The organism is Cryobacterium sp. M25 (assembly GCF_002929635.1).
GTDB classification, from domain to species: domain Bacteria; phylum Actinomycetota; class Actinomycetes; order Actinomycetales; family Microbacteriaceae; genus Cryobacterium; species Cryobacterium sandaracinum.
The window spans coordinates 97,117-115,756 of the sequence record NZ_PJJU01000052.1 but is presented as its reverse complement, the minus strand read 5'-3'; the positions used below and the strand labels follow the sequence as shown (position 1 = coordinate 115,756).

General features: G+C 64.9%; 14 protein-coding genes and 3 pseudogenes. 6 read left to right on the top strand and 11 right to left on the bottom strand.

The window, feature by feature from the left end:
* Positions 1-199 precede the first annotated feature (199 nt).
* The gene (locus CXY81_RS09295) at positions 200-3,265 is read left to right on the top strand and encodes an aminotransferase (protein ID WP_104194675.1); all 3,066 of its coding nucleotides are present in this window, start codon (positions 200-202) and stop codon (positions 3,263-3,265) included.
* A gap of 258 nt (positions 3,266-3,523) precedes the next feature.
* Entirely contained in the window at positions 3,524-4,897 is a 1,374-nt protein-coding gene (locus CXY81_RS09290) for an NAD-dependent succinate-semialdehyde dehydrogenase (RefSeq protein ID WP_104194674.1), read from the top strand.
* Between the two features lie 189 nt (positions 4,898-5,086).
* On the opposite strand, the gene CXY81_RS09285 is transcribed toward CXY81_RS09290, so the two are convergent.
* The 3 genes and pseudogenes from CXY81_RS09285 to CXY81_RS17510 form a co-directional block, all read right to left on the bottom strand.
* On the bottom strand, positions 5,087-5,872 hold the full coding sequence (locus tag CXY81_RS09285) for a sulfite exporter TauE/SafE family protein (protein ID WP_104194692.1): 786 nt from the start codon (positions 5,870-5,872) through the stop codon (positions 5,087-5,089).
* A gap of 194 nt (positions 5,873-6,066) precedes the next feature.
* Positions 6,067-6,476 (bottom strand): annotated as a pseudogene (locus CXY81_RS17515) (hypothetical protein).
* Positions 6,419-7,357 (bottom strand): annotated as a pseudogene (locus tag CXY81_RS17510) (IS1380 family transposase); the annotation flags it as partial. The pseudogenes CXY81_RS17515 and CXY81_RS17510, both read right to left, overlap by 58 nt.
* A gap of 259 nt (positions 7,358-7,616) precedes the next feature.
* On the opposite strand from CXY81_RS17510, the gene CXY81_RS09265 reads away from it, so the two are divergent.
* Complete coding sequence (locus CXY81_RS09265; RefSeq protein ID WP_104194671.1) at positions 7,617-8,984, top strand: NAD-dependent succinate-semialdehyde dehydrogenase; 1,368 nt, start codon at positions 7,617-7,619, stop codon at positions 8,982-8,984.
* 100 nt (positions 8,985-9,084) lie between these two features.
* Here CXY81_RS09265 and CXY81_RS17020 read toward each other — a convergent pair whose 3' ends face one another.
* The 6 genes and pseudogenes from CXY81_RS17020 to CXY81_RS16680 form a co-directional block, all read right to left on the bottom strand.
* Positions 9,085-9,177, bottom strand: a complete 93-nt coding sequence (locus tag CXY81_RS17020; RefSeq protein WP_146067666.1) for an SsrA-binding protein — start codon at positions 9,175-9,177, stop codon at positions 9,085-9,087.
* Positions 9,174-9,425: a hypothetical protein gene (locus CXY81_RS09260; RefSeq protein WP_104171171.1), complete on the bottom strand. Its 252-nt coding sequence runs from the start codon at positions 9,423-9,425 to the stop codon at positions 9,174-9,176. The genes CXY81_RS17020 and CXY81_RS09260 overlap by 4 nt, the downstream gene beginning before the upstream one ends.
* 94 nt (positions 9,426-9,519) lie before the next feature.
* Positions 9,520-10,416, bottom strand: coding sequence for a carbohydrate ABC transporter permease (locus tag CXY81_RS09255; protein ID WP_233194100.1), 897 nt, complete (start codon positions 10,414-10,416; stop codon positions 9,520-9,522).
* Between the two features lie 10 nt (positions 10,417-10,426).
* Positions 10,427-11,290 carry a carbohydrate ABC transporter permease gene (locus CXY81_RS09250; RefSeq protein WP_233194099.1) on the bottom strand — a complete coding sequence of 288 codons (864 nt, stop codon included), beginning with the start codon at positions 11,288-11,290 and terminating at the stop codon, positions 10,427-10,429.
* A gap of 92 nt (positions 11,291-11,382) precedes the next feature.
* Entirely contained in the window at positions 11,383-12,663 is a 1,281-nt protein-coding gene (locus CXY81_RS09245) for a sugar ABC transporter substrate-binding protein (RefSeq protein WP_233194098.1), read from the bottom strand.
* Positions 12,664-13,491: 828 nt separating this feature from the next.
* Positions 13,492-13,640 (bottom strand): annotated as a pseudogene (locus tag CXY81_RS16680) (IS1380 family transposase); the annotation flags it as partial.
* Positions 13,641-13,746: 106 nt separating this feature from the next.
* Here CXY81_RS16680 and CXY81_RS09235 point away from each other — a divergent pair.
* Together CXY81_RS09235 and CXY81_RS09230 are read left to right on the top strand one after the other, a co-directional pair.
* Positions 13,747-14,772, top strand: coding sequence for an aldo/keto reductase (locus CXY81_RS09235; protein ID WP_104171168.1), 1,026 nt, complete (start codon positions 13,747-13,749; stop codon positions 14,770-14,772).
* Between the two features lie 201 nt (positions 14,773-14,973).
* Positions 14,974-15,471: an SRPBCC domain-containing protein gene (locus CXY81_RS09230; RefSeq protein ID WP_104194669.1), complete on the top strand. Its 498-nt coding sequence runs from the start codon at positions 14,974-14,976 to the stop codon at positions 15,469-15,471.
* A 32-nt stretch (positions 15,472-15,503) separates the two neighbouring features.
* Here the strand turns inward: CXY81_RS09230 and CXY81_RS09225 are convergent, their stop codons facing one another.
* A complete protein-coding gene (locus tag CXY81_RS09225) occupies positions 15,504-16,010 on the bottom strand; it encodes a hypothetical protein (protein ID WP_146067665.1) in 507 nt (168 codons plus the stop codon).
* A gap of 277 nt (positions 16,011-16,287) precedes the next feature.
* Between CXY81_RS09225 and CXY81_RS16100 the strand changes: the two genes are divergently transcribed.
* Positions 16,288-16,716, top strand: coding sequence for a hypothetical protein (locus tag CXY81_RS16100; RefSeq protein WP_134542554.1), 429 nt, complete (start codon positions 16,288-16,290; stop codon positions 16,714-16,716).
* A 227-nt stretch (positions 16,717-16,943) separates the two neighbouring features.
* Here the strand turns inward: CXY81_RS16100 and CXY81_RS09220 are convergent, their stop codons facing one another.
* A complete protein-coding gene (locus CXY81_RS09220; RefSeq protein ID WP_104171165.1) occupies positions 16,944-18,557 on the bottom strand; it encodes an isocitrate lyase in 1,614 nt (537 codons plus the stop codon).
* Between the last annotated feature and the right edge of the window lie 83 nt (positions 18,558-18,640).

Genomic DNA, 18,640 nt, shown 5'->3' with positions numbered 1-18,640 from the left:
CGGTCGTTGTTCGTTCCCGGAATCCACGAGTGTTCGCTCGTGTCCCTTGGTCTGTGACGACGACGCTGTCTCTCTCGATGATGTCATCCCTGCCCGCCGGGCTCCGAGTTGCGCGCGAACTGAGCGTTGGGCGCACAGAACGAGCGGCCCTGGTGCCAAACTGGCAGGATTCATTGCACTATCTGCGAGGAGCGTCGACGTGCCTGGTTTTGATTTCTTCAGCGGCCAGGGGCTCGTGCGCCCGGATATCACCGCGGCCGACGCCGAATCGATGGCGTCCTCGCTCTTCGGGATCACCGGCACGGCCCGCGAGCTCGGCAGCCAGCAGGACCGCAACTTTTTGATCACCGCCACCAGTGCCGCCACCAGTGCCGCCACCAGTGCCGCCACCAGCGCCGCCACCGGTGACTCCACCAATGCCGCCACTGCTGCCCCTACCGGTGACTCCGCGGGTGACTCCGCCGGTGACTTCGCGGGTGGAGCGACGCAGCGCTACGTGCTCAAGGTCGACAACCCGGCCTTCTCAGCCGCCGAGCTGGCCGCGCAGGACGCGGTGATGGTGTTCCTAACCGAGCGCGGCATGCGCGTGCCGCAGCCCGTGCGGGGGCTGAACGGCCTCAGCCGCCAGCACTGGCACGCAGCCGATGCCGCCCTCCTCCCGGTGCGGCTGCTCACCTTCCTCGAGGGCCCGTCGCTCGAGGCGCGGGGCTATCTGGCCCCGCCGGTGGTCCGGGCGCTCGGCCGGCTCTCGGGCACCACGTCGCTGCACCTGCGTGACTTCGCGGCGGACGGCCTCGACCGCACGCTGCAGTGGGACCTGCGCAACGCGAAGGCCGTGATGGACGTGCTGATGCGCTGGGTGCCGGCGGAAGAGACCAGGGATCAGCTCCGTGCCATCGCCGACAGCGCCGCCGCACGTCTGGCGGCTGTGGCGTCCGCGCTGCGGCTGCAGACCATCCACGGGGACATCACCGATGACAACGTGATCTGCCGGGTGCTGCCGAACGGCCACCACGTGCCCGAGGGGGTCATCGACTTCGGCGATCTGGCCACCGGGTGGCTGGTCGCGGAGCTGGCGGTCACGGCGGCATCCGTTCTGCACCACATGCCGGACAATCCGCTGGCGGCCCTCGAGGCGATCGTCGCCTTCGACGAGGTCGTTCCCCTGACCGAGGCCGAGATCACCGCGCTCTGGCCGCTGATCGTGCTCCGCGGGGCGGTGCTGGTGGCCAGCGGCGAGCAGCAGGTGCAGATCGACGCGAACAACGACTACGCGAGGCACCGGATGGACGCCGAGTGGCAGGTCTTCGCCGCAGCCAGCGCGATCGGCTGGGAGGAAGCGGACGCGGCCATCCGGCAGGCGCTCGGTCGGCGGCCGCACACTGGTGCCGAACACACGACCGTGCCCGAACACACGACCGTGCCGATGATCCCCGCGCTCGCCGACGGCGACTACGAAATGCTCGACTTCGCCGTGACCAGCCCGGCCCTGGCCGACGGCCTTTGGCAGACAACGGATGCCGAGTGGCGGCTCGCGCAGGCCGCCCTCGCCCGACGCAGCGCCGCCGTCGCCCCCTACGGCCAGTTCCGGCTCACCCGAACCCCGCCGCACTCGCGCCGGGAACCCGACACGTTCGCGCTGTTCACCGAGGTCTTCCTGCCTGCCGGTTCGGTGATCGTCGCGCCGGCGGCTGCCTCGGTCACCGAGATCGGAGGCGACACTCTGGTTCTGACGCTGGCCGGTTTCGGGCTGCGCATCGGCGGCATCGTGTCGAACCTCGTGCCGGGGGCCGCGATCGCCGCGGGGGAGCCCGTGGGCGTTGCGAGCCCGGTTGCTCGGGTGACCGTGCAGAAGCTCGCTCGCCCGGGTCTGCCGGTCCCGCACTTCACCCAGCCCTCCCGGGCCGCCGCGTGGGCAACCCTCGCACCGGACCCGGCGCGGCTGCTTGGGCTGGCGCCGCAGGCATCCGTCGTCGACCCGGCGATCGAACTGGCCCGGCGCGGTGCCATGATGGCCGCGGCGCAGGAGAAGTACTACGAACGGCCGCCGCAGATCGAACGCGGCTGGCAGGAACTGCTGATCGACACCCACGGGCGCTCCTACGTCGACATGGTCAACAACGTCGCCGTGATCGGGCACAGCCACCCCCGGTTCACCCGTGCCGTGAGCGATCAGCTGGCGTTGCTCAACACGAACTCCCGGTTCCTCTACTCGGCGTTGGCCGACCTCTGCGAACACATCGTGGCGACATCACCGGATCCCATCCTCGACACCGTGCTTCTGGTCAACAGCGGCAGCGAGGCCGTGGACCTGGCCCTGCGCCTGGCCCGGATCCACACCGGCCGCAGCAACGTCGTCGCCTTACAAGAGGGCTACCACGGCTGGACGTCGGCCTCCGACGCGGTGTCGACCTCGGCCTTCGACAACCCTTTCTCCTTGGCCTCCCGGCCCGACTGGGTGCACATCGCGGATGTTCCGAACTCCTATCGCGGGACGCATCGCGGTGCCGGGGCGGCAGGGGAGTACGCGGCCGACCTAGCCCGGCTGCTGGCCGATCCGGACGGCCCGGGGGCTGACCTGGCCGCGTTCATCTGCGAGCCTGTGCTGGGCAATGCCGGCGGCGTCGTGCCCCCGGCGGGATACCTCGCCCGTGTCTACGAGCAGGTCCGTGCACGCGGCGGGCTGTGCATCGCCGACGAGGTGCAGGTCGGCTACGGCCGGCTGGGCAGCCACTTCTGGGGCGTGCAGCAGCAGGGCGTCGTGCCCGACATCCTAACGGTGGCCAAGGCGATGGGCAACGGATACCCGCTCGGCGCGGTGCTCACCCGCCGGGACATCGCCGAATCCCTGGCCAGGGAGGGCAACTTCTTCTCCTCGGCCGGCGGCAGCCCGGTCAGCTGCGTCGCGGGGCTGGCCGTGCTCGACGTCATCCGGGACGAATCCCTCCAGCAGAATGCGGATGCCGTCGGCCGGCACCTGGCAGGCCGGCTTGCAGAGCTCGCGGAACGGCATCCGTTGATCGGGATGGTGCACGGCCTGGGCCTGTACATGGGGGTGGAACTCGTGCGCGACCGGGACACCCTGGAGCCGGCGGTCAGCGAGACCGCCGCCATCTGCGAACGGATGCTGGAGCTCGGCGTGATCGTGCAGCCCACCTCGGAGAGGCAGAACGTGCTGAAGATCAAGCCGCCCCTGTGCTTGAGTCGGGAGAGCGCGGACTTCTTCGTCGACCGGCTCGACGAGGTGCTGCAGGGCGGCTGGTAGCGTGCACGACGTGCTTGATCACCCCCGCGCCGAGCTCGCGGCGCTCTGCGCTCACGGCCTCGACTGGAACGCCGACGGGTTGTGCAGCCTGACAGTTGAACGGAATCCGGTGACAGACCCGGAAGGCCGAAAAAGTTCACCAAAATGGCTGCCCAAAACCCCTGACAGCGGCAGACTGTAACGACACGGGCGCGACCGCCTCCGGCAGCAGCGGTCCCGTCTCGATCGGCGTCAACGAAGCAAGCTTGGGGAGAAAATATGAACAAGTACACAGTCACGAACCCCGCCACCGGGGACAGCGGACCGAGTTTTACTCTGGCAACCGATGCTGAGGTGACCGAGGCCATCGGAGCCGCAGACCGTGCCCACAGTGAGTTCTCTCGCCGCACGTCGGTCGCCGAGCGCGCGGCCCTGATGCAGCGTGTCGCGGACCTGCACACCGAGCGGCGTGAGCATCTGGCCGAGCTCATCGTGCGCGAGATGGGCAAGCCCGTCGCGCAGGCCCTCGGCGAGGTCGACTTCGCGGCCGACATCTACTCGTACTACGCGACCCACGGCGAGGCCTTCCTCGCCGACGAACCGATCGAGCTGCTCGGTGGTGAAGGCTCGGCGTTCATTCGGAGCGCCTCCCTCGGAGTGCTCGTCGGGATCATGCCGTGGAACTTCCCCTACTACCAGGTCGCCCGCTTCGCCGGTCCGAACCTGGTTCTCGGCAACACAATCCTACTCAAGCACGCCTCGCAGTGCCCCGAGTCCGCTGCCGCGATCGAGGCGATCTTCACGGATGCCGGTTTCCCCGACGGCGCATACCGCAACGTCTACGCCTCCAGTGCTCAGATCTCCGACATCATCATTCCGGACCCCCGTGTCTGCGGTGTGTCGCTGACCGGTTCTGAAGGCGCGGGTGCGGCGGTCGCGGAGGTCGCCGGCCGCAACCTCAAGAAGGTCGTGCTCGAACTGGGCGGATCCGACCCGTTCATCCTGCTCAGCACGGACAATATGGACGAAGCGGTCGACGCCGCCGTCGACGCCCGCCTCGACAACTCCGGTCAGTCCTGCAACGCGGCCAAGCGCTTCATCGTGATCGACGGCCTGTACAACGCCTTCCTGGCGAGCTTCACGGCGAAGATCACCGGCAACGTTCCCGGAGACCCCACGTCGCCGGACACCACGCTCGGCCCGCTGTCCTCCCTCGGTGCCGCCGAGGGCCTCGAGGAACAGCTTCAGCGCGCCGAAGCCCAGGGCGCAACCGTCACCGCGCGGGGAAACCGCATGGGCGCCTTCTTCTCGCCGACGGTCCTGACCGACGTGTCCCCTCAGAGTGACGCTTACCGGGAAGAGTTCTTCGGCCCGGTCGCCGCCGTCTATCGCGTGGCGAACGAGGCCGAGGCCGTGCAGGTGGCCAACGACGTCCCGTACGGCCTGGGTTCGTATCTCTTCACCACCGACCCGGAACAGGCCCTGCGCGTGGCGGACCAGATCGACGCCGGGATGGTCTTCATCAACGGCTCGCTCCTCGACGGAGCAGAACTGCCCTTCGGTGGAGTGAAGAGGTCTGGCTTCGGCCGTGAACTGGGACGCTTCGGCATCGCGGAGTTTGCCAACAAGAAGCTCATTCGCATCCTCAGGTGACACGCGGTGGCGCGCCGCCCGTCTCAGACGGTGGCGCGCCACCCGCCCGCGCCAGACTGCGGCATCCGGTCTCCCTGACGAATTCGACGGAGATTTGGGCCGAAACGGCTCCAAACCTGCCCAAAATTGCGCGCTGCCTCAAAATCTCCGTCGAATTTGTTCGGCGCCGGGCCCGGGCGGCTCCGCCCCCTAGCTCAGGAAGAGCACCACTGCGGCGGTCACCGCGACCACGACCAGGATGGAGCGCAGTACCGGCGCGGAGAGCGTGCGGCCGATACGGGCACCCAGCCAGCCGCCCGCCGCGGAGCCGATGCCGATGAGGAGAGCGATTCTCCAGTCCACGGTCCCGCTGGAGATGAAGATGATCGCCGAAACGATGTTCGCGACTCCGGCGAGCACGTTCTTGGTGCCGTTTGCCCGGTGTATGTCGGTGGACCAGAGTATGCCCAGCAGCGCGAGCAGCACGACCCCCTGGGCGGCACCGAAATACCCGCCGTACACGCCCGTCGCGAGCACCCCGAGGATGAGCCCGAGGGTGAGGGGACGCGTATCCGTTTTGGTCAGCAGTGTGTCGGCGGGTGCCGCCGGCGCCTTGCGTCGCACGAAGCCGGCCACCCGAGGCTGGATCGCCGAGAGCACCGCGGCCAGCAGCAGCAGGAAGGGCACGACGCCGGCGAACGCCTGTGCGGGCAGGGCGAGCAGGAGCAGACCGCCGACGATGCCGCCCACGGCGGAGAAGATCGCCATCACAGCTACGGGGCGCCACTGCGACCGCAACTCGCGTCGGTAGCCGTGGGCGCCGGCAATAGACGCAGGGATCAGACCCACGGTATTGGACACGTTCGCCGTGATCGGCGGCACGCCCAACGCCAGAAGAACGGGGAAGGTGATGAGTGTTCCGGCGCCGGCGACCACGTTGATGACTCCCGCGGCCAGCCCGGCGATCAGGATGATCGCACCTTCAAGCAATGTCACATCTACCCCCACCCGCCGTTGGACCGTGCAGGTCAAGGCTAGTTCAGGAAAGCTGGTTCAGGCGGCGGCCGGCGCCGGGGCAGTGGATGCTGCGGTTGTGGCTTGCATCATCGGCTCCCCATCGCGACGGGCATCGCGACGTGACTATGAACGGGGTCGGAATCTGTCGAACTGTCAACTTCGGCCCCCGGTAGTCACCGCGCTTCTGGCGCTGGGGGAGCCTGACGTCGAGCCCGGGGAACGGCACGTACGGCACCTGGCTGAGGAGGTGGCTGATAATGTCGAGGCGGACCCTCTTCTTGTCGTCGGTATGCGCGACATACCAAAGCGCCCAGCGGCGTCATCCGCAGGAAGTGCTCGGTCTGATCCGGAGTGCAGAAACCCATCACCCGCTCCACGCCCGCATGGTTGTTCCAGCTGCGGTCGAAGAGGACCACCTCGCCGGCCGCGGGGAAATGCTCCAGGTAACGCTGGATGTACAGCTGGGACTTCTCGCGTTCAGTGGGAACGGTAGTGCCGCGACTCGGAAGACCCGGGGGCTCACCTGCGCGGTGGTGCGTTTGATGGTGCCGCCCTTGCCGGCCGTGTCACGCCCCGCGAACACGAGGCAGCCAGGCACCCGGTGATGTTCTCGGCCTTCTTGCGGGACGTGAACGCGGTGAACGGGACCTCGGCGACTTCGGTGCTACGTGATCCACGTTTTCGTGCTGTTGTCATTGATCGCGTTGGTGTATTCAATCGCTGTCCAGGCGTTGTCGGGGATCGTTCCGATCGCTCGTTTGATGGCGGGTTCCATGCGGGCGGTGACGGAGACGTCGGCACCGGCTGTGAGGGTCGCACTGATTGAGGCGTGACCGTAGCAGGCAGAGTCGGCGCGGAGGAGCACGCGCGTTTTTTCGGCTCCGTGGAGCCGTTTGGTGGTGGTGAGGGCACCACGGATCAAACGGGCGGCGCCGCGCGGTGACCCGCACGCACCGCGGCGGAGCCGTTGACCGATGATGATCGGCGCTGATGATGATCGGCGCTGACACGTCAGTTTTCAGCGCTGCGAGCAACACTTTTCAGCGCTGCGAGCAACACGTTGAGGCCGCGCACGCCGGAGTGGCGTTTCGGGCGCGAGGCCCCGCACGAAGCGTGAGGCGACGGCGTCGAGCTGCCGGACGTGACCGAACGTGAAGTCGCGCAGGAACGCCCCCAACGTCGACGTCGCTTATCAGTTGGTGAAGACCTTCCGCATGCCGCCGTGACGAAGAATCGCGAGGTCGTCGATCGAGTCTGCGCCGGCGACCATCCCTCCGACCAGTGAGCTGACTTTCAAGCCGGCATTGGCACCCTTGTCGGCGGGGACGCTCAGCCACTGATCGGCCAGGGTCGCCGGCCCCGCTCGGGCGGCCAATTTCATGATCGGGACCAACTCAGCGCACGACACAAGATTCGGTCGGTGAATGATGCAGAAACGGTGCGGTTGGTGTGGGTAGCTTGCATCTACAAGATGCTCATCTGTTTGGTAAATTTAAACTCTAGACAAGTTCTATCTACCTGATCAGCTGGGTATTCTTGGCATATCGCGCCGTCAAAATCTCACGTCGACCCGGGGATTCAGGCTAAGAAGACCACACCGAGACGAAACGAGCCGCCGCAACTTCCGCTGGCTTCATTCGCCTTGACAAATCCCGCGAACATGGTTGGCTCGTATCAGTGCCAATTTCCGGAACAGTAGTCCGACCGTGAAAGGAGGTGGCTCGTGAGCCACCATGCCGTTGTCAACCCCGCCACAGGCGAGACCATCAAAACTTACCCCCAGCTTTCTGCTGATGAAATCGAGCAGGTTATAGCATCGGCGGATGAGGCCCACCACGGCTGGTCACGCAGCTCTTCAACCAACGAGCGGGCCGCGCTCCTGCGCAGGGTCGGCGATTTGCATGAGGAGCGCCGTGACGAGCTGGCGGCCATGATCGTGCGCGAGATGGGCAAGCCCGTCGATCAAGCGCTCGGCGAGGTCGACTACGCCGCCGACATCTACCGGTACTACGCCGACAACGCGCAGGAATTTCTGAAGGACGAACCAATCGCCCTGCTCAGCGGCGAGGGTTCCGCGTTCATGCGTTCCAAATCGCTTGGTGTGCTGATTGGGATCATGCCGTGGAATTTTCCGTACTACCAGGTTGCGCGCTTCGCCGCACCGAACCTCATGACGGGCAACACGATCATCCTCAAGCATGCGTCGCAGTGCCCGGAGTCGTCCGCGGCGATTGAGCAAATCTTCCAGGACGCAGGCTTTCCGGCTGGCGCCTATACCAATGTGTACGCGGACAGCGAGCAGGTCGCCACGATCATCGCCGACCCGCGGGTGCAGGGCGTCTCCCTCACCGGTTCGGAGGGCGCCGGCGCGGCCGTTGCCGAGGTGGCCGGTCGTCACCTCAAGAAGGTCGTGCTGGAGCTGGGCGGATCAGACCCGTTCATTCTGCTGAGTACCGACGACATGGCCGCCGCAGTGGATGCCGCCGTCGCCGGTCGCCTCCGCAATGGCGGGCAGGCCTGCGACGCCGCCAAGCGATTTATCGTGATCGATGAACTTTACGATGAGTTCACGGAGAAGTTCACCGCCGCCATCCTGGCTTGCTCTCCCAGCGACCCGACCGTCCCCGAGGCAGACTACGGACCCCTCTCGTCCCTCGACGCGGCCGAACATCTCGCGGAGCAGGTCGAGCGCGCAGTCGCACAGGGAGCGACCTTGGCGAGCACTGGCAAACGGTCTGGTAACTTCTACCCGTCCGGCGTGCTCACCGATGTCACGCGAGACAACGACACATACCACGAGGAGTTCTTCGGCCCCGTAGCGTTCGTCTACCGGGCAGGCTCAGAAGATGAAGCCATCGCCCTCGCGAACGACACTCCGTTCGGGCTCGGCTCCTACCTGTTCACGACCGATCCCGAGCAGGCACTGCGGGTTGCCGACCGCATCGAGGCCGGCATGGTCTACGTCAACCTCGTCGACGCCGGTAGCGCGGAGCTACCGTTCGGCGGAGTGAAAAGAAGCGGCTTCGGGCGCGAACTCGGACGCTACGGTGCCAGCGAATTCGTGAACAAGAAACTCATCCGTATCGGCTAGACCCATCGCAGACCCCGGCGAACGCCGTTCAGTCGCCGAGTCTGCGGCACGCGAAAACTGCTCGTGCCGCCTCGTGGTCGTCCTGGCGTTCACGCAGCGCCTAGCGACCGTCGAACCCGCGTTTTCCGTGGGCAACCGCGAGTTCGACTTTCGCTTGACCATCGCTGACGAACAGCGAGAGCAGCACGATCATGCGTCCACCTCCGTCGCCTTGTTGTGGATCTTCACAGGTTGCCACCGGTTCTCCGGGTTGAGCAGACCAGCGCCCACCAGCTCGAGCGCGGAACGGTGATCAGCCAGGTTGGTGCTGGCCCGCGGATGCCGCGGCCACGCTTGCTTACCCAGCGTGCTCGACTCAAAAACAATGGCCGGCTCGACACGTGCGGATGCCGCAGCCGGACCCGAAGCGCTGACGTCATCGTGGTCGGCCACGAACAGCATTCATCGATGCGCGCAACGTCGGGCGGATCGCCGCCTCGACCCGGTCCCAGCCCGGCCACATCGGTCGGATACTCGACGAATTCACAAGCCACACCTATTTGATGCCGCTGCGCGCGAATCCCTGCACGAAGAAGCGCTGGAACACCAGAAACAGCACCACCATGGGCACCACGTTGATAAGGGCGAACGCCATCGTTGCACCGAAATCCGACCCGAATTGGCCCTGCAAGTAGAGCAGGCCGATCGGCAGGGTGAAGAGTTCGTTCTGCTTGAGGGCGATAAGTGGCCAGGCGAAATCATTCCAGGACTGCAGCAGCGTCATGAAGAACAGCACAGCGATCAGCGGCTTTGAGAGCGGCAAAACTATACTCGTGAACACTCTAAAGTGGCTAGCCCCGTCGATGCGCGCCGCCTCGATCAGGTCGCGCGGGATGGAGAGAATGAATTGGCGTGCGAGGAACAACCCGAAAGCACTCGCGGCCGTGGGCAGGATGACCGCCCAGTAGCTGCCGTAAAGCCCGAGGTTCGTTACGAGCCGAAACAGCGGCACCATAATCACCTGCACGGGGATCATCAACGTTGTCAGGGCGATGAGAAAAACGACGTTCGAACCGCGGAACTTGAGCTGCGACAGGGCATACCCGCCTAACAGGTTGACGAGCACCGTGAGAACTGCCACCGTGATCGAGATCGCCATGGAATTGCTAAACCATGTGGCAATCGGGAACCCTGCGAGGACGCGCTCAAAGTTTCCGACTGTCAGGGTACGCGGCCAGAGACGCAGTGTGCCACCCAGCAGCTCGGACCGCGATGAGAACGCGACTACAAGCATCCAGTACAGCGGGAACAGCACAACGATGCTGATGAGGATCGCCGCAACGATGCGGGCTACGAGCCCCCGTCGCGAGCCTCTGCGCGAGCGCGGCGCCCCTAATCTTGTTGTCTTCTGCCTGCGGGTCGCCGGCGCTGGCGAGAGGATGGATGTTGTCACGATTGTGTCCTTATTCGACCAGGTCCCGGCTGCGGCTGGTTCGCCACCGTACCGCAGTGAAGATAAAGGTTACGAGAAGAAGCACGACACCGATAGCGGCGGCGTAACCCTGGTCGCGAGTCACGAAACCCGTGTCATAGGCGTATGTGACAAGCACGGATGTGGCATTCTGTGGGCCGCCGCCGGTCATCACGAACACGATGTCGAAGACTTGGAAGGAATAGATGACGTTGAGAATGAGCAGAAAGAATGACGACGGGCCAAGCAGGGGCACTGTCACATTCCGGAATCGGACCCAGAAACCCGCCCCATCCAGTTCGGCCGCTTCATAGAGTTCGGGGCCGATGCTCTGAAGGCCCGCCAGGTAGATGAGCATGTTGAATCCGACCCTCCACCACAACGTCACGAGAACAACAGACACGAACGCGGCGAATCCACCGGACTGCCAGTTAACGCTCGGAAGTCCGATAAATCGGATCAAATTGTCGAGGATGCCGTTGTTCTCGTTGAAAACAAGTACACCAATCAGTGCGGTGGCGACGCCCGAGATAGCCATCGGGATGATGAGAATGGAACGGAACACGCCTCGGGCGGGAAGGATCGAGTTGAATAGCACGGCTGCGCCGAGGCCAAGGACCATCGATAGAGGCGTCACGATGATTGTGAACAGCAGGGTGTTCGCCGTGGATCTCCAAAAGAGCGGATCGCTAAGAAGGCGCTCATAATTGGCGACACCTACGTATGCACCGACCCCGAACCCGTTGGTCTCCTGAAAGCTGATCACCACGGTCCACACGAGCGGGACGAGCACGAATAGGCAAAGCAGCAGCATGTTCGGGGTCAGAAACAGCCACCCCGCGAGTGCCTCGCGCACGGTTTTACTATTACGACCCCCCGGGCGCCTTGGAAGCGTAAGCGACGGCGCGACGGTGCCCGCGACGCGGTCCTGCACGACGGCGACTTTTGTCACGAATTGCCCGTGGTTTGGGCGATCCCTTCTGCGATTGATTTCAGAGTGTCTGCGGTACTTGTCGAACCGGCGAAGGCCGATTCCAGGCTGTCCTGGAGTACGGTGATGATTCTCGACATGTCGGGGGACGCCACCTGGCTTGAGTCCTTGGCGCGCACCGTTGAAGCCTGGCTGAGGAAGATGGGGGCGAGCTCGGGACGTACATCGAAAGCGATGCCCGATTCGCTGAGATCCTTACGGGTCGGCAGGAGTGAGGCGGTCTCGCAGAAGTCGCGCATTTGCGTGCCGCCCGTGACGAAGTCAAGGAAGGCTGCGGCGAGCTCCGGGTTGGCGGTGCCCGCAGTGGCGACGAGCGCATTCCCCCCGAAGTCGCCCCCACCGCGCTTACCACGTGGCGCGAAGGTCGCGCCCCACTCGAAGTCGAGTGTGTTTGTGGCATCCGGGATAGCGAACGCACCGGACCAAACCATCGCCGAGGTCTGCGAGTACCATGTGTCGCTCGCGAACGTGGCCGACTTGATGGTGTTGTTCGGCGGGACGAAGTTCTTCGTGAAAAAGCTTGACGAGAACTCTAGGGCAGCCAACCCTGCGTCCGAGTCGATCGCAGGGTCGGTGAGGTTCGTGTCCAGGAACCGGCCGTCAGCCTGGAAGAGCAGGCTAAGCCAGCGGGTGACGCCATTACCCTGCCAGTTGTAGGCCATTGGGTAGGCCTCTGCGGGTTGGGCGGCACGGAGGGTCGCGGCGACCTCGGACAGCTCGTCCCACGTCCAGGCGCTGTCGAGAGAGGTGGGAACCGACGTGATCCCGGCCAGTTCCAGGGTGGCTTTGTTGTACAGGATCACGGAGGTATCGGTGTGGTGAGGCACCCCGAACGGCTTATCGTTACCCTGCACGGCCGCCCAGGCCGCGTCGGTGAAGCGATCGGAAAATCCGGACTCCAGGTACGGGCTCAAGTCCAAAAGCTGGTCCCGACCGGCGTAACTGCCAAACGTGTAATACGGCACGCGGAAGATGTCCGGCGGATTCCCCGCCTGCAGCTGGGCATCAATGTTGGTGAACATCTGTCCGTAGGGAACCGAATTCAGCTCGATCTTCGTTCCCGCGTTAGCCTCCTCGAACGACGCGATGGCGCGAGCGAAACTTGCGAGCTCCGCGTCTGTGCCCCACGTAGTGAATGTCAACGTTTTTGACCCCGTGGCCGTAGAGGTTGACTGCTGCGGCGCGAAACCGCATCCTGACAGGAGCAGGGGTAATGACACCGCTCCGGAGCCGATCAAGAAATGACGTCTGCTAAAATCCATGCCGGGATCCTTCAGCTGGGTCTGGGAGATTCAGATTTCAGTAATTACGTACACTGATGCCACCGGCACATTATCACGACCTCGGCTGCCGCCAACTGCCGTCTGTCACGGTCGGAATGTGCAAAAGGAATTGACTCACACCGGGCGCAAGACCCGCGCTCGGCTCATCGCTGCCGCGACGACCCTCCTTGTCGACGTCGGGCGTGATGGAATGTCCACGCGTGCCGTCAGCCGCGCGGCCGGTGTGCAGCCACCCGCCGTATAGAGGATCGCGGCCAGGTCAAACCACTCCCGCTTCTGTGGCGGCAGCAACCATTCTCGCCGGTCCTCTCCACCGCGCAGCCAAAGCCGGGATGCTCGACGTTTCCGAGCTTCCAGGTATCCCATCCACTCGTGAAGCGGTTCTCGCATCTGTTTTGAACGACGCCGGACCGACATTCGGGTCCGCTGCGGTCACTGCTGCTGTGCAGCTTCGAGCGTCTCTAGCCGACACAACCGTGCTCACCGCGACCGAGAGACACCTTTTGGGAGACTGGCTCGACCGTGAGGACTCGCGTCACACGGCCGACGAGCACGGCTGCTTAGCCTGAGTCCACCGGCTGGCTTGTGAGGGAATTCTGATATCGGTTGGGGGGCTTTGGGAGTTTCAGGCGCGGATGCGGTCCGGGTCTCGCGGCCCGGGGTGTTCCGCTGGTGTTCCTGTTGATGCCGGTGTCGGCTGCTTGGTCAGGTGGGGTCGGGTTGTCGCGGTCGAAAGTTCTGGTCGAACAGGGCCGTCCTGGGTTTCTCCCAGGGCCAGTGCTCGGGCAGGTGCGCCAAGGAACTGCTCTAAGGTCGGCATTCACGAGCGCTATCGTGGCGTGAGTGCGGTGGGTTGTGTCGGTGTCGACGGTGTCGACGGTGCTGGTGGTGAAGAAAGCATGGAATCGATGGGTGTCGAACAGGGTTGCCCGGGGTGGCCCTCAAGGTCAACGGACGGGCGGTATCGACGTAGTCGAGCGTGTGAGACTGATGGCAGGGTCTCGGGCACCCCGCCTCGAAAAAGAACAGGAATCGCACATGGAATATCGCACACTCGGCAACAGCGGCGCGGTCGTTTCGACCTACGCCCTCGGCACCATGACTTTCGGCGCGGAGGCCGATCAGGAGATGGCGCACACACTCCTGGACACATATGTAGAGGCAGGCGGCAACTTCGTCGACACCGCGGATGTCTACAGCTCCGGGGTCTCGGAGGAAATGATCGGGTCCTGGCTGGCTTCGCACCCGACCGAGCGTGAGCAGATCGTTCTCGCGACCAAAGGCAGGTTTCCGATGGGCACCGGCCCCAACGATCGGGGAACCAGCCGCCGGCATCTGAACCGGGCACTTGACGATTCGCTGCGCCGGCTGGGCACGGATCACGTCGACCTATATCAACTGCACGCCTGGGACGCGTTGACGCCGCTGGAGGAGACCCTGCGCTTTCTCGACGACGCCATCCGGAGCGGGAAAATCGGCTACTACGGCTTCTCCAACTTTCTGGGTTGGCAGCTGACGAAGGCCGTGTACGTGGCGCGGGCGCTCGGTTTCACGCCGCCGGTCACCCTGCAACCGCAGTACAGCCTCCTCGTGCGCGAAATCGAATCGGAGATCGTGCCGGCCGCACTCGACGCGGGCCTGGGGCTTCTCCCTTGGTCGCCCCTCGGCGGAGGCTGGTTGTCGGGTAAGTACCGGCGCGACACGGACCCCACCGGAGCCACGCGCCTCGGCGAGGATCCCGCGCGCGGGATGGAAGCCTGGGGTCCGCGTAACAAGCAGGAACGCACCTGGCGCATCATCGACGCCGTCGCTGAGGTTGCAGCCGAGATCGGTGCCACGAGCGCGCAGGTGTCCCTCGCCTGGCTTGAGGTGCAACCGGCGGTGACGTCGGTCATCCTCGGGGCGCGGAGTGTGAAGCAGCTCGCGGAAAACCTGTCCGCGGCCGACGTGCAACTGAGCCCAGAGCACCTGGAACTGTTAGGCGCACTCAGTTCACCGGTTGTTTCCGACTATCCCTACGGTGAGGCGGCGGTCGCGCAGCGCTCGCGCGTGGTCGGCTTCTAGGCCCGGTGCTCGAGCCGGACCGGTCGTCGCCACGACCTTGCCCATCGCACCCGACGGCATGCCGGTGCACTTCTCGAACGGCCAGGTGCCCTCCGTGCCGTCGATCTGTCCCTGTTTTCATACCCACGGGGTATTCACCACGGAAGAAATAAGCGACATCCTGTTCTGAGACCAGAAAGCTAAAACCCCGAAGGAGAAATCATGACCGTCATCAGTTCGAACACCGACACCGAGGCGCTGACCCTCACCTTCGTGGCCGATTTCGACGCGAGCCCGGAGCGGGTGTGGCAGCTCTGGGAGGACCCGCGTCAGCTCGAGCGCTGGTGGGGCCCGCCGACCTGGCCGGCCACCTTCGAGCGGCACGACTTCGTGCCCGGCGGCCGGTCGAACTACTACATGACCGGCCCGGACGGCGAGAAGGGGCCCGGCTGGTGGGTGACCACGCTGATCCAGCCGCCGCGCCGGATGGAATTCGAGGACGGCTTCGCCGACGAGAACGGTGACCCGGTTCTCGAGATGGGCTCGGTGCGGGCCGTGGTGACTCTGGAGGAGGCCGACGGTCGTACCCGCATGACCACGGTGTCGACGTTTGCGAGCCTCGAGCAAATGCAACAGATTTGCGAGCTGGGTATGGAGGAGGGTATGCGCCAGGCCATGGGGCAGATCGACAGGCTTCTCGCTGAAGACGACAGCGCCTGACCGGACCGCCGTCGCCGGCGGTCGCGCCTCGCTCAGTGCACCAGCGCCTTGAGTGCGATCAGTGCCAAGCCCATGCCCGCCGTTCCCGCCGCGGTGGCGAGCTTCGCGCGTGAACCGGCCTGCCGTTGCCGGGCAGCCCACCAACCCAGAAGCGCGAGGGTGACCACAGCAGCCCACAGTGAAAGGTCTACGGCCGCATCTATCGACCACCCGAGGAATGCGGCGAGGATCAGGCAGGCTACCGGCACGATGAGCGCCCATAACAGCCCGGCTGAGCGTTGCAGCGCCTCACGGATCGCCTCCCGCCAGCTCAGGTCCCGATTGCCGACGATCTCGGCGTACACATGCGCGCCCCAAAACACCAGGACGGTTCCCACGGTACGGGCGATGAGGGCCGGCAGGCCGGGGTTGTACAGGGAGAACGCGGAAATGAGACCCGCGGTCAGCACAGTGCCGTAGACGGCCTCCGCGTTCATGGCCCGCGACACCCACGGGTAGCGCCGCAACCGGGCATCCAGGTCGAACCCCGAAGTCTTCACCGCCACCGCCATTTCCGCATTGGCAACTCGCTGCCGCCGCGGTCAGCATAGTCGGGCGAGGTGCGTATGACCCTGCATCAGCAACCACGCCGCGCCAGCATCGTTGGGCGGTCGCGTTCTCGGGCATGCGTCGCGCGGAAGAGTTGCCCTCCCCGGAGAAGACCGTACGGCAGGCGGACCGCGACGAGCCTGCGCCGTTCTGACTCGGGATCCGCGATTTCGCGTGCACGTGTTACACGGTGTTGCCGGCGATCCAGTCCAGAACGGCAGGAGTCGCATGGCGAGCGCGTGGCCCGACTCCGTGTCGACACGAGTGCCCCAAGGCCACGACCTCCGCCCTGTTGCTGGCTCCCGAGCACACGGCCAGCCGCCCCGATTATGCGGATGCCGAGGCGGTGGCCCTGCTGGACGACGTACTGGCCGGTCAGACCTCGGGCTCCCGGGCGACCACGCCTGGGACTTCGACGAGCTGGCGGCGACCATCGGCACCCTCATCGGGAGTGACGTCACCTTCCGCAACCTCACCCCGGCCGCGCACGCGGACATGCTGACGGGATTCGGACTCGACGCGGGCCTGGTGGGCTTTGTTGTGGGGCTCGACACCGACATCCGTGACGGCCTGCTCGGTGAGACCACCGGTGACCTCGCGTGCCTCACCGGCAAGCCGCCGACCCCGCTTGCCGCGGGTTTGGCTCGTGCGTCGTGAGGTGGTTGCTCGAGGCGAAGAACGGGGCCTCGGTGACCGACGCTCGATCGGCATCGGCATCGGCATCGGCAGGCGTCTGGCCAGCCCCGAGCGGGCGACGAGCAGGTGGAAGCCTTTGCGGGCAAGGATAGGCACAACCTCAGCCTGCCGGCCAAGGTGGAGGGCCAACGAGGAAACCCCAGTTCTGCGACTGGGGCTTCTTCATTGCGACCTCTGCAGAACTCGGGCTAGTGGCTCAGTGCCGGTTCCTCGAACTGGTTCATCGTGTTGTTGGTGCCGCCGGCCTTCAGGGCGGCCTCGCCGGCGAAGTACTCCTTGTGGTTGTCACCGATGTCGGAGCCGGACATGTTCTGGTGCTTGACCGTGGCGATCCCCTCACGGATCTCTCGACGCTGCACACCCTTGACGTAGGCGAGCATGCCCTGGTCGGCGAAGTAGCCCTTGGCCAGGTCATCGGTGGACAGCGCGGCCGTGTGGTAGGTCGGCAAAGTGATGAGGTGGTGGAAGATGCCGGCCTCGGCCGAGCCGTCGCGCTGGAAGGTGCGGATGCTCTCGTCGGCGATCTGAGCGAGCTCGGTCTCGTCGTAGGCGACGCTCATCAGCTTCGCGCGGTCGTAGGCCGACACGTCCTTGCCCTCGGCGAGCAGGTTGTCGTACGCCTGCTGACGGAAGTTGAGCGTCCAGTTGAACGACGGGCTGTTGTTGTAGACCAACTTGGCGTTCGGGATGACCTTGCGCACCTCGTTCATCATTCCGGCGATCTGGGCGACGTGCGGCTTCTCCGTCTCAATCCAGAGCAGGTCCGCGCCGTTCTGCAGCGAGGTGATGCTGTCGAGCACGCAACGGGCCTCACCGGTTCCCTGACGGAACTGGAACAGGTTGCTTGCCAGGCGCTTGGGGCGCAGCAGCTTGCCGTCGCGCTTGATGACAACATCCCCGTTACCCAACTCGGCCTCGGTGATCTCGTCGACGTCGAGGAAGGAGTTGTACTGGTCGCCCAGGTCCCCGGGCTGGTAGGTCACGGCGAGCTTCTGCGTCAGACCGGCACCGAGCGAGTCGGTGCGCGAGACGATGATGCCGTTGTCGATGCCGAGCTCGAGGAACGCGTACCGCACGGCGTTGATCTTCGCGATGAAGTCCTCGTGGGGAACGGTGACCTTGCCGTCCTGGTGGCCGCACTGCTTCTCGTCCGAGACCTGATTCTCGATCTGGATGGCGCAGGCGCCTGCCTCGATCATCTTCTTGGCCAGAAGGTACGTCGCCTCGGGGTTACCGAAACCGGCGTCGATGTCCGCGATGATCGGCACGACGTGGGTCTCGTAGTTGTCGATCTGTTCCTGGATGTCCGCGGCCTTGGCGTCGTTGCCGGCGGTACGGGCCCCGTCCAGGGCGGTGAATAGCAGGTCCAGCTCGCGGGCGTCGGCCTGGCGGAGGAAGGTGTAGAGCTCCTCGACCAGCGCGGGAACGGCCGTCTTCTCGTGCATGGACTGGTCGGGCAGCGGGCCGAAGTCGCTTCGCAGAGCAGCGACCATCCAGCCGGACAGGTACAGGTAGCGCTTGTTCGTGGTCTTCAGGTGCTTCTTGATCGAGATCATCTTCTGCTGGCCGATGAAGCCGTGCCAGACTCCAAGGGACTGTGTGTAGACGGAGGAGTCCGCGTCGTACTCCGCCATGTCCTTGCGCATGATGTCGGCGGTGTACTGGGCGATTTCGAGGCCGGTCTTGAAGCGGTTCTGTGCACGCATGCGGGCGACCGACTCAGGGTTGATTGCGTCCCAGCTGCTTCCGGCCGCGTTCTTGAGAGCTTCGACAGCCTGGGTGTCGTCTTGATAGATGGTCATGTGCATTCCTTCGACGTTGAATTGTGCAGAGCGTTGGACGGCTTCCGGCGGCCCGTTATCGGCTGCTACTTGAAGACTGCTGC

Excerpts from the sequence above, each read along its gene's own strand:
- CXY81_RS09290 (WP_104194674.1), top strand. The coding sequence starts at position 3,524 with ATGAACAAGTACACAGTCACGAACCCCGCCACCGGGGACAGCGGACCG.
- CXY81_RS17020 (WP_146067666.1), bottom strand. The coding sequence starts at position 9,177 with ATGATCGTGCTGCTCTCGCTGTTCGTCAGCGATGGTCAAGCGAAAGTC.
- CXY81_RS09260 (WP_104171171.1), bottom strand. The coding sequence starts at position 9,425 with ATGCTGTTCGTGGCCGACCACGATGACGTCAGCGCTTCGGGTCCGGCT.
- CXY81_RS09235 (WP_104171168.1), top strand. The coding sequence starts at position 13,747 with ATGGAATATCGCACACTCGGCAACAGCGGCGCGGTCGTTTCGACCTAC.
- CXY81_RS09230 (WP_104194669.1), top strand. The coding sequence starts at position 14,974 with ATGACCGTCATCAGTTCGAACACCGACACCGAGGCGCTGACCCTCACC.
- CXY81_RS16100 (WP_134542554.1), top strand. The coding sequence starts at position 16,288 with ATGGCGAGCGCGTGGCCCGACTCCGTGTCGACACGAGTGCCCCAAGGC.
- CXY81_RS09220 (WP_104171165.1), bottom strand. The coding sequence starts at position 18,557 with ATGACCATCTATCAAGACGACACCCAGGCTGTCGAAGCTCTCAAGAAC.